Below are 14,127 nucleotides of genomic sequence, written 5' to 3' on the forward strand. Positions count from 1 at the left end.
CAACTGTTTGTGTAGTTCCGTTGTGTAAGATCATGTCTGGAGTATGCACTAAACAATATGCTGCTCCTTTTAAAACTGCAAAATTCATCTTTTATTCCTCCGATTATTTATTATAATTTATTTATTTATTTTTAAAGCTATTAAAAATAAGGGAAAGAGACAATAACTCTTCCCCCTTATTTTAGGTTAATTATTTAATTTTTATTTGTCTTCTATATTTTAATTAGAAGATTATTGGATCTAATAATTTAAGAAATTTATTATTATTTTTATAAGACTTTTAAATTTTAATTTGTTACTGACACTTCTTACCTCAATTTTTATTAATAAGGAAGAGTTATTTTATTATCATATAGGCTCATCCTGAGCCATTTGTTCAATGGATTTTTTAAGAATTATTTTAATTAAAGATTTGTTGTGTGCCCTGCATAGGACACGGTTTTGAATATGATCTCTTAGTTTTTTAGTTATTTTTGTTTTTGTTGCTGGTTTAGTTATTACAAGTTTTGCGAGAAATTAAAGGTATTTACAACCTTCTCCTCTGATTTCGTTCATTTCTTCTACGATTTCTTCTACTTCTAATACCATTTCCATCATTCCTACCTGCTCTTCAAATACGTCAGCATCTACTGCACCTTTGAATTGGTCTTCTAATACGTGGAATACTGATAATCCTAACGCTTCGTTAGCTAATATTCCTGAGAATGTAGGGTCTCCCATTGTTACTGTTTCTGCAGCTAATCCAGATGCCTCTGCTTCTGCTGCTCCTAATATAACTACTAAGTTTTCTGGTCCATATTCAGTTGCGAAATCTTTAATTCTTTTTTGATTCTCTAAATCCATTGCTCCTGCTGCCGTTCAGACAAAACATTCTGTAGAAGCAAATATTACCTCTACTGAAGGAATAGTCTCTGCACAAGCTTTTATAGCTTCCCCAGGTACTCCGTCTCTATCTCCTACTATTATTAACTTTTTATTTTCGAACATAATTTATTTCCTCCTAATACTTTTAAAATGAATACATTGATCCTATAAAAATAATATTTTTGTTGCATTTCTCAATTATTTATATAATAATCATCAATCTGTAAAAATTGATAAATTATTGTTACTTGATATTTTCTGCTAACATAGTTTCGATATTTTTAGCTGTTGCATCGTCTTTTGTTAACTCTGCTACCTTTTCTCCACCTTTATATAAAGTTATTGTAGGTAATCCTAATACTTTTTGCTTTATAGCCATTCTTCTTGCCTTACTTGTGTTTAATTTTACAAATTTAGCTTTATCAGCATTTTTTTCAGCTATTACTTCTAATTCAGGTAATAATGCCTGGCATGGTACACACCCGTCACTATAATAATCTACTAATACGTATCCTTCTGCATTTAGTACTTCTTCTTCGAATGTTCCCTTATCTACGATTAACATAAATTTATCCTCCTTAAAATTTTTCTTCCATATATTTTTCAGCTAACGTTGCTGCGATTGCTCCATCAGCAGTTGCTGTTACTACTTGTCTAAGTGCTTTAGGTCTGATATCTCCTGCTGCAAATACTCCCTCTACATTTGTTCTCATTTCGTCGTCTGTTTTGATGTATCCCCAGTCATCCATTTCTATATGACCTTTGAATGTATCTGAATGCGGTACATAACCAACAAATGCGAATAATCCGAATGTTCCATCTTCTTCATCTGCATGGAATTCTGTTAATTCACCAGTTTTTAAGTTTCTGAATACTGCTGTTTCCAATATCCCGTCACCTCTTAATTCTTCAACTGTTGAATCCCACATAAATGCTAATTTTTCATTCTTAAATGCTTTCTCCTGGATAGATTTAGCTGCTCTTAATTCATCTCTTCTATGTACTATAGTTACTTTTCTAGCAAATTTAGTCAGATACATTGCTTCTTCAACTGCTGTGTCTCCTCCACCGATTACGAATACTTCGAAATCTTCAAAGAAGTCTGCGTCGCATGTAGCACAGTATGAAACTCCCTTACCAGTAAATTCAGCTTCTCCCGGGCAACCCATCTTTCTAGGTGTAGCTCCAGTTGCAATAATAACTGCCTTAGCACAATACTCTTCTTTCTCACCTTTAACAATTTTGATGTCACCTGTGAAATCTACATCGATTATATTGTCAGCTTGGATTTCTGCACCGAATTCTTTTACCTGCTCTACCATTCTACCTATTAGAGACGGTCCTGTAGCTTCTCTTACAGATCCAGGGTAGTTTGCTACTTCATGAGTTATAACAATCTGTCCCCCTGTCTTACTCTTTTCCAATACCAATGTTGATAACTTTGATCTTCCTGCATACAGAGCTGCAGATAATCCTGCCGGCCCTGCTCCTATTACTATAAGGTCGTATATTTTTGACATTGTATCCTCCTGTTCATTCTATTTCATTTTGTTTATTCTATTTCATTTTTAATATTATATCAATAGTTTTTTTAATTTTTTTTTAATTTTTTTTTAATTTATTTGTTCAATTTCTATTCCTTCTGTTTGTTCTGCTTGTTCTCTGTTCCCTATTTTTTCAGATTTTAATGATTTAATCATTGAAATCATTGCAAAAATCATTATAAATATGAATGGGAAGGCGGCCACCAGAGATATGGTCTGTAACATCTTGAGTCCGTTACTTCCAGCTAACATTAAAGCTAATGCCAATCCAGATTGAATTCCACCCCAAAGAAGTTTTTTTCCAACAGATGGATTTAAATCTCCCTTAGAACTTAACATTCCAAGTACAAATGTAGCTGCATCTGCTGAAGTGATAAAGAAAGTACAAAGTAAAATCACTGCGATTATTGATATAATCATTCCCATTGGATATTTACTCAACACTACAAATAATGCTGTAGGAGTCGATGCTATGGCTTCTTTTGCAATATCCATTCCTTGTTCTAATCCCATACTTCCAAATACTGCAAACCAGATAAATGAAGCCAGGGTAGGAGCTAATAATACTCCGGTAATAAATTCTCTGATTGTTCTTCCTTTAGATATTCTTGCTATGAAACTTCCAACAAATGGAGCCCATGCAATCCACCATGCCCAGTAGAATACCGTCCAGTCACCATACCAAGAGTCATTTGTAAAAGTTCCCATCTCGAAACTGGCAGTTACAAATCCACCCATATAGTTTCCTAAAGATTCTACAAATACTTTTAGGATCAATAGAGTAGGTCCTACTAAGAAACAGATAACCAACATTAAAAGGATTACTCCTACATTTAGGTTAGATATGAATTTCATACCCTTATCTACTCCAGCCATAGCCGAGAACATAAAGATAGCAGTTATCACACCTACGATTATTATTTGAACCATACTGGTTTCCGGTACTCCGAATAAATAGTTTAAACCAGCATTTATCTGGTAAGTTCCAAGTCCTAAAGATGTAGCTACTCCTGCAACAGTTGCAAAGATTGCAAAGACATCTATCATCTTTCCAAACCATGATTTAACAGCTTTTTCTCCCACAACCGGGATAAAAACACTACTTACAAGGCCTGGTTTTCCCTTTCTAAACTGCATATAGGCCATAGCCAAAGCTAATACTGAATAGTTAGCCCATGGATGAAGACCCCAGTGCATAAATGACTGCTGCATAGCAAAGGCTGCTGCCTCAGGTGATCCTCCCTCAATTCCTATAATTGGATTAACATAGAAATTCATAGGTTCTGCTGCTCCCCAGAATACTAATCCTATACCCATTCCTGCTGAAAATAACATAGCAAACCATGATACCAAAGTATATTCTGGTTTGGAATTGTCAGGACCTAATTTTATCGACCCGTATTTACTGAATGCTAGGTAAGCACAAAATATAACAAATGATGACATGGAAAGTGTATATAACCACCCATAATTAGCTATAAGATAGCCAAAGGTTGCATTTCCTGCTTTTTCAAAACTTGTAGGTAAAACTAGCCCCCATAATACAATTGCTAAAGTTAGAGCTATCGATACATAAAATGTGGCATCACTTTTTTTCATACTGCTGTCTTTTTCTATTGCTACGTCTGATTTCATAATTCCCCCCTTAAAATTAAATATATATATATAAATATATACGTATAAATATATATATATAAATATATATTTATACGTATATATTTATATTTAATGGGAGAGCAAAGTTTGCTCCCCCTATTTATTTAGAATTTAACCTCAAATACTGTCTGATCTTCGATATGTGTAGCAAGTGCATCTAATGCAACTCCTACTCTATGATATCTTAATTTCCATTGCTCTTCTTTAGAAGTATTTGGATCTCCTAATGGATATGGAATTGAGATTGTAGGGACTATCTTATTGGCACCTACTGTTTTAGCTACTGGTACTAAGTTTGCCATTTGTACAATTGGGAAACCTGCTTTTTCTATTTCTTTTACCATCGTTGTTCCACAACGAGTACAAGTACCTCATGTAGAAGTCATGATAACAGCGTCAACACTGTGTTCTCTTAGGAATGGTACCATTTCTTGAGCCATTCTAGCTGCTTCTGCTTCTGTAGTTCCAGTTCCAACAGTTGTATAGAAATGTGAGTCTATGCTTCCAATTTTTCCTTCTGTTTCATATGCTCTTAATGCATCTAAAGGTACACATACGTTAGGATCTGCATCTGCTGCTGCCGGATCATAACCTGCATGGATAGTTTTGAATACTCCGCCTTCTAATCTTGGCATTTCACTAATATCATACATTCCCCATCTTGTAGCTGATGCAGATTGAATTCTGTCCGGGTTTGCTACTGGTACTATTCCACCTGTAGTAACAAATGCGATTTTAGCAGTTGATAGATCTTTAACAGGTTCTGCTATTTCTACTCTATCACTTTTAGGAATAGGTAACTCAGTTACATATTCTTCTCCAGCTAATTTTTTAAGAAGCATTTTAACTCCTCTAACTGCTGCTGGTTCCATTGTGAAGTCGATTACTTGATGTCTGATTCCTCTTACATAGAATCCTTCTTCTTCAGCTGTTCCAATTTTTTCTCCAGCTAAAACTTTGTCTGCATAGGCAGCCATTTTCTTAGTGTCTTTTCTCATTGCAGCGGCACTTCTACCACCTGGGAAAATAACAACTTCTTTTTTGAACATTTCTACTCCTGGATTCTCTATATGCATAGATGAAATTACAGGAACATTAAATTTTTCTTTAACAGCTTTACAGATTACTCCACAAGCATTCCCGTATCTTCCTGCTTGGAAAGAAGGTCCTGCGAAGAAGATATCAAATTCTTTACCTTCTAAAAATTCTAAAATTCTTTCTACTGCTTCATCCTGATTAGAACCCATGAAGTTGTCTCCACAAATAACTGTATGAGTTACTTCTGCATTTTTTAATGCTGAGTCTAATGCTAATGAAGGTCCTACTAATCCTTCTTTAATTTCTGGAGCGTGATCGGCTTTATCTTCCCCACCAATTCCAGCGAAAAATTGATTTATATATAAAATTGCTTTTTTCATACTGTTTAATCCTCCTTAAAATTCTTTCATTGTTTTTTGAGACCATCCAAGAACTTGATCTCCACAGAACATTGAGTTATTTTCTAAAATAACTGAACCATCTTCTCTTACTGAAGGACCTAATTTTTCGTCGCCTTCCCATCCACCAGATAAACCATCTCTACCTAATGCTGCTAATTCTCCAATTACTTCATCCATTGCCGGTAACTTTATTAATTGTGATACATTTCCACAAGAAACAATTGCATTGGCTTTTTCACTTAACACAACTAATGGTTGTGATTGACCGTCTCTACCAGTACACTCATTAGTGATTCCTACTGTTTTAACTCCTGCATCTTCTAAAGCGTCGAAACAAGCGATAAAGTCTGCATCTGGGTTTCCGTATCCTTCTTCTGCTAAGATAGCCCCGTCTGCTCCTAATGACTTAGCCATTTGAGCTACAAAAGCTGCCGCTCTTTCTTTTTGTTCCATTGCTACATTTAAGTTAGACATGATAACTCCTAAGAAGTTGATTGTCTTTCCATGCTCTTTGTATAACTCTTTGATTGTAGGACAGTTTTGCATGTCATATGTAGACCACTTAGATGAACAAGGCATAAATGAACCACTGATGATTGCTCCGTCTAAGATTTCATTTGGATTCATGAAAGTAGGTACCATTCTGTTAGTATCCCATCCATATAATAAGTCATTGTATCCAGACTCTTCCATTTGTGATTGTGGCTGCATTACATATACAACTGATGGAAGTTCATTTGTTTTTTCATCTCTTTTGATTATTGGCTCTAACTCAAATGTTTCCATATCTTCAGGTTCTAATTCTTTAACTGCGTTTCCAACATACTCAGAAAGTCTCATAGCTCCCCATCTTAATGCTTTGTTTTTCTTTTGTTGCTCAAATCTTTCAAATTCTTCATCTGTATCAGCTACAAGACAAATATTGATAAGTCTAGAGAAATAAGTTAAATCTGCTCCTTCTCCACTCATGTCTATCATTCCGTCTCCGAAACTTCCCCAGTGCTTTCCTACTGCCAAAACACTAGTATTTTTTAATGCATGTGTTCTTCCGTTACCTGCTGGAGTCATTCCACCAGTTACACCTGGAAATACTGGATTTCCATTTACTCTGCATCTAGGCTCGATAGCTTCCTTTACAGGAACTATTCTCTTGCTTTCACCTGGTTTAGCGATAATGATATCTGCTTCAGTAATATGCTCGTCTTCCATAACATAAGCTAAAGCTTCTTCCTTGTTAATTGTAAGAATACCATTTTCATAAGCTGTAATATCCCCAAACTTAACGTCTTTCACATAAAAATTACCCAATTCAAGTTTCATTACTTCACCTCTTTTTCGTTTTTTTTTTAATCAAGGTTAAAATTCAATCCCGCCTTCCAACTTACTAATCAAGATGATTCACTAATCATGATAGTTTTCTAATCGCGATTAACTTTTTCTATAATAGTTTATACCTTATAATTTTTTATAAGTCAACATAATTTTTTAGGGCAAAGTTATTTTTTTATCAAACTCCTTGCAAAATATAGAGTTCAGCATAAAAAACTTTTTTCTTAAATTGCAACTTTTTCTAAACGTTTTGTTTTGTTTTAAACTCTTTTGCAAAAAATGCAAAAAAAAAACAGTTTATAGGGTATGTTTTTTTTTGGTTTTATTTTTTTTTGGCAGTTATTTTTTTTGAAATAAGGTTATTTAAGGGAAAAGTGTGAAACAAATAACTATATTAAATAACCTTTTATATTATGAAAACCTTGTATGTTAGTAGATGAAAAAATAAAGAATAGCAGGAAGGAGATAGTTTCAAATAAAATAATTCATAAAAATTGTTTTTATTTTGGAATTTTTATTATATACTAGTTAGTAACTAGATAATTTTACAGGAGAGGAAAGATGACCAGACTAGAACGAAAATTAAATGTAAAAAGACTTTTCATAGATGCCACCATGACTATTATTCAAGAAGAAGGCTTAGAAGAGGTCAGTATAAGAAAGGTTGCCAAGATCACCGGCTACAACAGTGCAACCCTTTATACATATTTTAAAAATTTAGACCACTTAATCCTTTTGGCCTCTATAAAATTTTTAAATGAGTATATAACCGGGTTGGATGGCTATACTGCAGAGGCTGAAAACTCCTTGGAGCAAGGAATTCTTATTTGGGAATTTTTTTGTAAGTGCTCATTTCAAAAACCGGAGATCTATAAATCTATATTTTTTTCTAATTTAGATTTTAATAGGAAAGATTTTGAAAATTACTACGAGATAAAGGAATTTTATAAGATCTATCCAGAGGAGATAACGACCTCCTTTTCTAAGTTTCACCGTATGATCTTAAAACTGGATATCTATGAGAGAAATAAAATCCTTTTGATAAAGATAGCCCGAGAAAGGTTGATTTCTCCCAGTAATATAACTGCCATCAACGACATGCAGGTACTTATTTATAAGGGGCTTTTAGAGGAAGCTACAAAACCTGAAAATTTTTACAGGCGTAAAGTTTTATGTAATAGAGCTATAAAATACATAAAAAGCACTTATAAGTTGTATACCTTAAAGGAGTGCAGGTTATTGAAGTAAATAAAATTAGAGGGAGTCTCAGACTCCCCCTAATTTTATTTACGAATTACTATATCTATCTATCTATTCAAATATCTGTTATGGATTTTTTCATATTTTAAATTTGTATCTTCTCCATGTCCCGGATAGATGGTGATGTCATTGGGGTATGTTTTGATTTTTTTCAGACTTTCTCTCATCTGTTCCTTATTGCTCAGCTGCGTATTGGTTATACCTATAGTTTTTTTGAACAAAAAATCTCCTGTAAACATTGCTTTCTCTGCCCCAAAATAATAGACAATGGAGCAGGTGGTGTGTCCCGGAGTATCTATTACAGAGAATTCAAAATTTCCTATGTTTTGCTTCCCCTCATCCAGATACCTGAGGTCGATCTTATCTATATCAAACCTTGTTCTTACTCCATATTTTTTTATGGTATAATCAAAATTTGCGTCCATTATATAATTGGGCCGGTTGGAACTAAGGTAGACAGGAACCTTGTACTTATCCACAAACTTATCCACTCCCAAAAGGTGATCCCAGTGGGTGTGGGTCAGCAGGATCCCCAACACATTTAACCTGGATTTTTCTATATACTCATCGATACTATCAAAGTCGCTTAAATCCACGATTAAACAGTCGCTGCCCTTTATTAAAATATAGTTATTATTTTCAATTATCCCCCGGGTAATTTTTTTTATCTTCATAACTCCTCCATGGCTAAAATACTGTTTATTTCTGGATGCAACGTCACGTTGCTTTTATTTTATATATTCCCTTAATTTTTGTTTTTCATCCTCTGAGATAAAAGCTGCTTCTACACTGTTGAGATATATATCTGTATATTCTTCTTTTTTTAGATGAAAAGCTTTCTCTATTTGGATACATTCTTCGGTCATGGTAGTGTCTGAAACTGTTCGATTGTCTGTATTTAATGTTACCATAATTTCATCATTATAGAAATCATATATTGGATGTTCCCCATAATTTTTTACGGCCTTAGTCTGGATATTACTTGTAGGACAGATTTCTAAAGGGATCTTTCTTTCCTTCACCAGATTATAAGCTTCTCTGCTGTTAGTTATAAATACTCCGTGTCCGATTCTCTCTGCTCCCAGCAATTCAATTGCATCGGCAACATTTTGCCCTATGCCTGTCTCTCCTGCATGGACAGTTATCCTATACCCGTATTCCCTTGCTTTTTTCATGGGTTCGATAAATTTATGACAAAATCCTGCCACTTCTCCACCGCAAAGATCCACTGCCACAACTCCTTGTCCTATGAACTGCTTTCCCTCCTCAACTATTTTCATAGCTGATTCAGCTGATAGGTGTCTCATACAGGATAAGATATAGTTCCCCTTTATATCGTATATTTTTTCTGCTCTACTCATCCCCTGCAGGACACTCTGGATTATCTCCTTTGTAGTCAACCCCTCTTTAGTATGCTGCTGGGGAGCAAATCTTATCTCTATATATTTTATATTTTCCATGGCAGCATCTTCCATAAGTTCAAAAGATACCCTCTCTAAATCTTCTTTAGTCTGCATAACAGCTATTGGCAGGTCAAAACATCTAAGATATTCATCCAGTGAACTGCAGCTTAAAGGGGCAGTCAGCTGCTTTCTGATACCTTCCAAACTTTGGGTTAATTCCAACCTATTTTTTTTGATTATATCCAGAACTGTTTCAGCCCTTAAACTTCCATCTAAGTGGCAGTGCAGATCTATTTTTGGCATTTTGTTAAAATTCATTCTTATTCCTCCTATTGTTTAGATCCATCTATAGATTTCTGAGTAATAAAAAAAATTCCCATTACAAAGAAAGCTGTAAAAACAGACCCTCTTCGTAATCAGGAATTATAGGTACCTGGTAGAAACCTCCAAACCATATTATTGGAGTTATACGATGTTAAATTATTTATAATATTTTAACAATTATTTCACTTTATGTCAATTATGCCTGATTTTTTTTCGATGATCAATTCTTCATAGCCTGTATTTAAATCCATCCCTCGATCAAACTTATAATTTTCTAATATCCCTATAACCAGCTCACATGTTGTATTAATAATATTCCCTTCTGCAAGATGCCCCCCAAAACTAATCCCCTCTGAATCGCTGCAGCTTATGTGTATATGGACACCTTTAGGAGAAATGGTCCCGTTGAGTGAAAGGATCTCCAGATTTTCTTTAATCTCTTTAATATTTATACCATCAGCTACTCTAAATCTGGCCTTTGATACACAGCCTACAGAGGAAAGGATGACTCCTGCCTTGATCTGCCTTTCTTTAGCTATTCTTTCTATTTCAACTTTTAAATCCATACCTTCAGTCAATCTAACAGCATATATCTTCATTTCATCTCCTCTCTAAATGTATTCTGGATTTAATGTTACTGTATTTAAATAAAATTTGCAAGTTGAAAAAAAAACTGATCCCGGGATCAGCCTTTTCTAGAGATAAACCTTACTTCTTCTTAAGAGCTATTATTCGTACTCCTAATTCTTTTTCTAATTCAGAAATTTTTTGCAATTGTTCTTTTGGCAGCTTATCATAATCATAGTGCGATTCTCGGTAAGCGATAAGAAGAAGGTTATTTTCTTCCTCCATTTTTTTAATCTTTTCAATTCCTTTCTCGTCACAACCTGAAATAAAATGATGCATAACTGATCCCCTCCACTATTAAAATTTTACATACTAACTTTAACCTAAGAAAGCTGAAAATCAAAGATCTTTCTATTCTAACTGATCCCTTCTTTTGACCTACTTTCTCCCTATAATCATTGAATAGTATGACTTGTGAGTTTCCCCGGTCTTGATATCGATGACATCCGGATCATGCTCTATGATCTTAAATTCCTTAAGGTATTTTTTTATGTCATTTGCCTCGAATATATGAGGTTCCAACTCAACCGATTCATCTCCGTCAAAACGAATCCTGATCTCCTTGGGATGTTCCAGGGCTTGATTTGACCCCGACTCCAAAAACTCATAACCGGCACCCTCCAATATTAATTTGATCTCATCGATTAGTCTCAAATCTATCATCCTCCTTTTGCTTTACTCTCATATATTTAGTTTTTATTAAAAAAGCCGCCTCAGGGGCAGCTAAGGGAGAGAGAGTTACATTATTTTTTTCGATAAGTTTGGCAGTCTACCTCATTTCCTACAACCGACATGTGAATCCCGGATGCAGAACATTCCAAAGAACGGTTAAAAGAACATGAATCTACTTTACATGAACCTACTCCACCGGAAATATCATCAAATCCAGCCTTCCTAGAGCCAGCCATAAATGTGTCGCAACATGGTACATCGTCCCCTATATTTATACCAGGGGTATGACATCGTTTGTTTTTGTTATATACACAAGTTTCAGCATTGCAATCAAATATCCTTGTAATTTCCATATTTTATCCTCCATGACTCTCTCCTGTATTTTATATACAACCTTCCTCTTTATTTCCTTCAATTAAATTTTATTTGTCTTTTTTGTGTAACTATGATTTTTAAGGCTGTAATCTCCAACATGATTAAAATAAAATTTGAAAAAAATTAAGATTAACTTAGATCCCTGTAACCTAACTATACAGGGATCTGGGTTAATTCGAGATCCTTCCATCTTTTATATGTATTTAAAAAATTGACTTTTTGAAACTTTAGAGATAACATCAGTCTTAAGTAAAGCTTAAGAAATAATTAAAAAACATAAGGAGGTCTTTAAAATGAGTGACATTACCCCCCCTAAAAAAACTATCCTAGGAGTAATAGTTTCTATTATTATTATATTTGCAGTAGCAGCTTTTTATATGGGAACCCTTCAAGGAGTAATTGACAAATTGTCAGAAACAACAAAGTTAAAAACTGAATATAAAACAACTATCGAAGAATGGGAAGAAAATAATGGCTGAAGGGTCTTTAATTTTTGTCCGCCATTTTCATTTCTTGGTGGCATTTGATGGAGGAGGCTTAAAGCCAATGTTTGTGTTTATACCTTCCTTTATCTCAGCCGTTACCGTATCGTATTCTGCAGTCCCTGTGACAGGGTTACCATACATATAGATTGTCAAAATATCATCAATTTTGAGTCCAGATAATGCCCTCTTGAACCAATTCATTGTATCTATCTGGTTAACAGTAAGAAAAAGATTAGTTAGATTATCAAGAGTGTTAAAGTTCGTTCCCTTTAGGTTTGTTATCTGGTTCATCTGAAGAGACAGTTCTCCCAGACTATTAAGACCACTGAAGTCTGAACCTTCTAGGCTCACTATTTGGTTGCCGCTAAGATTGAGATGTGTCAGGCTATGAAGATCGCTGAAATCCACCCCCTTTAGGTTCTCTATCTGGTTGCCACCAAGATTGAGATATGTCAGACTACCTAAGCCGCTGAAGTCTGCATTCTTTAAGCTCACTATCTGATTGTCCTGAAGATTAAGAATTTTCAGATTGTCGAGTCCGCCAAAATTCACCTCCTCTAAACTCTTTATCTGGTTGTTGCTGAGAGTGAGAGTTGTCAAACTATTGAGGCTGCTAAAATCTACCCCCTCTAGGTTCGTTATTTGGTTGTTACCAAGAGTGAGAGTTGTCAGGCTATGGAGACCGCTGAAGTCTGCTTCATCTAAACTCTTTATCTGGTTGTCACTGAGAGTGAGAGTTGTTAAACTTTTGAGACCACTAAAATCTAGATCCTTTAGACTCGCTATCTGGTTGCCCTTAATATTAAGATGTCTCAGGCTATTGAGATCACTGAAATTAACTCTGTCAAATCTTTTAATTTGATTGTGCGATAAAAAAAGATATATTAATTTATTTAATTTGGAAAAATCTACATCTTCTATGGAGTTTATCTGATTATTTCCCAGGAATAACTCGGTCAGATTAACGAGATTTTCTATTCCATCCAGATTCTCGATTCCCATATGTTCGACATTTAAAATTTCTATTCTCTTCAGATCCGCTGTTTTCAAGTTTTCAGAGGTAGAAGTATAATCTGACAGTTGCTTTATCTCCTCCCAGATAGCATCCCTGAGTTTTTCATCCTTTATCATTATGCCCTCCTTCACTTTAAGTTTTAATAACAACTATACAGCAATGAGCTGTATAACAAAATTGACATCAGATCATGAAAATAATTACCTAATTATAGTATATATTGGAAATTAAAAAAATCCTTTGATATTTTTTATTGTTTTGGAATTTATCAAATTTTTATCCGCCATTTTCATTCCTTGGTGGAACTTGATGGAGGCAACTGTTGTGACAACTGAAGATTTTTATAATAAAATTTATGGGATAATACCTGAAATTCTAAAAAAACCATATAAAACAAAGGATAAAAATTAATAGAAAAAATAAAATAAAAAAAAAGAAGGAAAAAAATTTATTTTGAATAAAATACTAATGCAGAGATACTAAATTTATTATAACTTTTTTTAAGGGGGAGTAACTTGAAACATATGCAAATTAATATTCATGAAACCACAGTAAAAATTAATGACATTAGAATTTTTGGTGTAAATGATCTTAAAATTGGGAGAGATTATCTAATGATAAAAAAAAATGATGATAATTTGATCCATTTCATCGATCATAGGAAGGAAGAAGATCCTTATTTTACAGTAGTAAGGGTAAGAGATAGGGTGAGACTGGCTCATAATTATAAATATTCTAATTTTATTCCGTTGGATATAATGGCGGGGTATAACAATAAGACATTATAAGATGCTGAAAAAGACATTGGATAGGGCTGAATAATCTTAAAACAAGGTACAATGAACTGGATGAGATTTATATAAGCGGGCTGAATAAATTTATGGTATAATATTAAAGGAATTAATAGTGTATTTATATATGTAAATTTTAGAAATACGTGATACACCATCCTGGGATATAAGATGAAATATATTTAAAAAGCTTCCAAATTGGAAGCTTTTATTTTGACTTACATTGTATAATTAAATGCAACAAAAAAAGATCCATAGAGACTTCCTTGGTATAATGTATGTGCGAGCAAACATTAATGGAGGTTTCTATGAATCGAGAACATATTACCATTTTAGAAAGAGA

General features: G+C 34.0%; 16 protein-coding genes, 1 pseudogene and 1 riboswitch. Of the genes and pseudogenes, 3 read left to right on the top strand and 14 right to left on the bottom strand.

From position 1 onward, the window contains the following. Positions 1-516 precede the first annotated feature (516 nt). The 6 genes from grdA to DYH56_RS15010 form a co-directional block, all read right to left on the bottom strand. Positions 517-987: a glycine/sarcosine/betaine reductase complex selenoprotein A gene (grdA, locus tag DYH56_RS14985; RefSeq protein ID WP_114643678.1), complete on the bottom strand. Its 471-nt coding sequence runs from the start codon at positions 985-987 to the stop codon at positions 517-519. A gap of 121 nt (positions 988-1,108) precedes the next feature. Continuing rightward, positions 1,109-1,429: a thioredoxin TrxA gene (trxA, locus tag DYH56_RS14990; protein WP_028856935.1), complete on the bottom strand. Its 321-nt coding sequence runs from the start codon at positions 1,427-1,429 to the stop codon at positions 1,109-1,111. Between the two features lie 13 nt (positions 1,430-1,442). After that, a complete protein-coding gene (trxB, locus tag DYH56_RS14995) occupies positions 1,443-2,384 on the bottom strand; it encodes a thioredoxin-disulfide reductase (protein ID WP_114643679.1) in 942 nt (313 codons plus the stop codon). 93 nt (positions 2,385-2,477) lie between these two features. Then, complete coding sequence (locus DYH56_RS15000) at positions 2,478-4,043, bottom strand: BCCT family transporter (protein WP_199533051.1); 1,566 nt, start codon at positions 4,041-4,043, stop codon at positions 2,478-2,480. 125 nt (positions 4,044-4,168) lie between these two features. Beyond that, positions 4,169-5,482, bottom strand: coding sequence for a betaine reductase selenoprotein B (gene grdH, locus DYH56_RS15005; protein ID WP_114643680.1), 1,314 nt, complete (start codon positions 5,480-5,482; stop codon positions 4,169-4,171). 15 nt (positions 5,483-5,497) lie between these two features. Further along, on the bottom strand, positions 5,498-6,823 hold the full coding sequence (locus DYH56_RS15010; RefSeq protein WP_114643681.1) for a glycine/sarcosine/betaine reductase component B subunit: 1,326 nt from the start codon (positions 6,821-6,823) through the stop codon (positions 5,498-5,500). A gap of 570 nt (positions 6,824-7,393) precedes the next feature. On the opposite strand from DYH56_RS15010, the gene DYH56_RS15015 reads away from it, so the two are divergent. Beyond that, positions 7,394-8,080: a TetR/AcrR family transcriptional regulator gene (locus DYH56_RS15015; RefSeq protein WP_114643682.1), complete on the top strand. Its 687-nt coding sequence runs from the start codon at positions 7,394-7,396 to the stop codon at positions 8,078-8,080. 59 nt (positions 8,081-8,139) lie between these two features. Here DYH56_RS15015 and DYH56_RS15020 read toward each other — a convergent pair whose 3' ends face one another. The 7 genes and pseudogenes from DYH56_RS15020 to DYH56_RS16300 form a co-directional block, all read right to left on the bottom strand. After that, the gene (locus tag DYH56_RS15020) at positions 8,140-8,766 is read right to left on the bottom strand and encodes an MBL fold metallo-hydrolase (protein WP_114643683.1); all 627 of its coding nucleotides are present in this window, start codon (positions 8,764-8,766) and stop codon (positions 8,140-8,142) included. Positions 8,767-8,820: 54 nt separating this feature from the next. Beyond that, positions 8,821-9,813 carry an adenosine deaminase gene (add, locus tag DYH56_RS15025; RefSeq protein WP_114643684.1) on the bottom strand — a complete coding sequence of 331 codons (993 nt, stop codon included), beginning with the start codon at positions 9,811-9,813 and terminating at the stop codon, positions 8,821-8,823. A gap of 75 nt (positions 9,814-9,888) precedes the next feature. Further along, positions 9,889-9,988: riboswitch (purine riboswitch) on the bottom strand. A gap of 13 nt (positions 9,989-10,001) precedes the next feature. Further along, the gene (locus DYH56_RS15030) at positions 10,002-10,418 is read right to left on the bottom strand and encodes a PPC domain-containing DNA-binding protein (protein WP_114643685.1); all 417 of its coding nucleotides are present in this window, start codon (positions 10,416-10,418) and stop codon (positions 10,002-10,004) included. Between the two features lie 109 nt (positions 10,419-10,527). Next, entirely contained in the window at positions 10,528-10,725 is a 198-nt protein-coding gene (locus DYH56_RS15035) for a hypothetical protein (RefSeq protein ID WP_114643686.1), read from the bottom strand. Positions 10,726-10,824: 99 nt separating this feature from the next. Continuing rightward, a complete protein-coding gene (locus DYH56_RS15040) occupies positions 10,825-11,109 on the bottom strand; it encodes a hypothetical protein (RefSeq protein ID WP_147269628.1) in 285 nt (94 codons plus the stop codon). Positions 11,110-11,189: 80 nt separating this feature from the next. Then, positions 11,190-11,354, bottom strand: coding sequence for a DUF1540 domain-containing protein (locus DYH56_RS16295; RefSeq protein WP_233500053.1), 165 nt, complete (start codon positions 11,352-11,354; stop codon positions 11,190-11,192). A 42-nt stretch (positions 11,355-11,396) separates the two neighbouring features. After that, positions 11,397-11,471, bottom strand: a pseudogene (locus tag DYH56_RS16300) (DUF1540 domain-containing protein); the annotation flags it as partial. A 315-nt stretch (positions 11,472-11,786) separates the two neighbouring features. Between DYH56_RS16300 and DYH56_RS15050 the strand changes: the two are divergent. Next, a complete protein-coding gene (locus tag DYH56_RS15050; protein WP_114643689.1) occupies positions 11,787-11,972 on the top strand; it encodes a hypothetical protein in 186 nt (61 codons plus the stop codon). 27 nt (positions 11,973-11,999) lie between these two features. Here DYH56_RS15050 and DYH56_RS15055 read toward each other — a convergent pair whose 3' ends face one another. Then, positions 12,000-13,109, bottom strand: a complete 1,110-nt coding sequence (locus DYH56_RS15055) for a leucine-rich repeat domain-containing protein (protein WP_114643690.1) — start codon at positions 13,107-13,109, stop codon at positions 12,000-12,002. 399 nt (positions 13,110-13,508) lie between these two features. Here DYH56_RS15055 and DYH56_RS15060 point away from each other — a divergent pair, with 399 nt between their 5' ends. Next, complete coding sequence (locus DYH56_RS15060) at positions 13,509-13,781, top strand: hypothetical protein (protein WP_114643691.1); 273 nt, start codon at positions 13,509-13,511, stop codon at positions 13,779-13,781. Positions 13,782-14,127 lie beyond the last annotated feature (346 nt).

The sequence above is a fragment of the Psychrilyobacter piezotolerans genome, from assembly GCF_003391055.1.
Lineage (GTDB): Bacteria > Fusobacteriota > Fusobacteriia > Fusobacteriales > Fusobacteriaceae > Psychrilyobacter > Psychrilyobacter piezotolerans.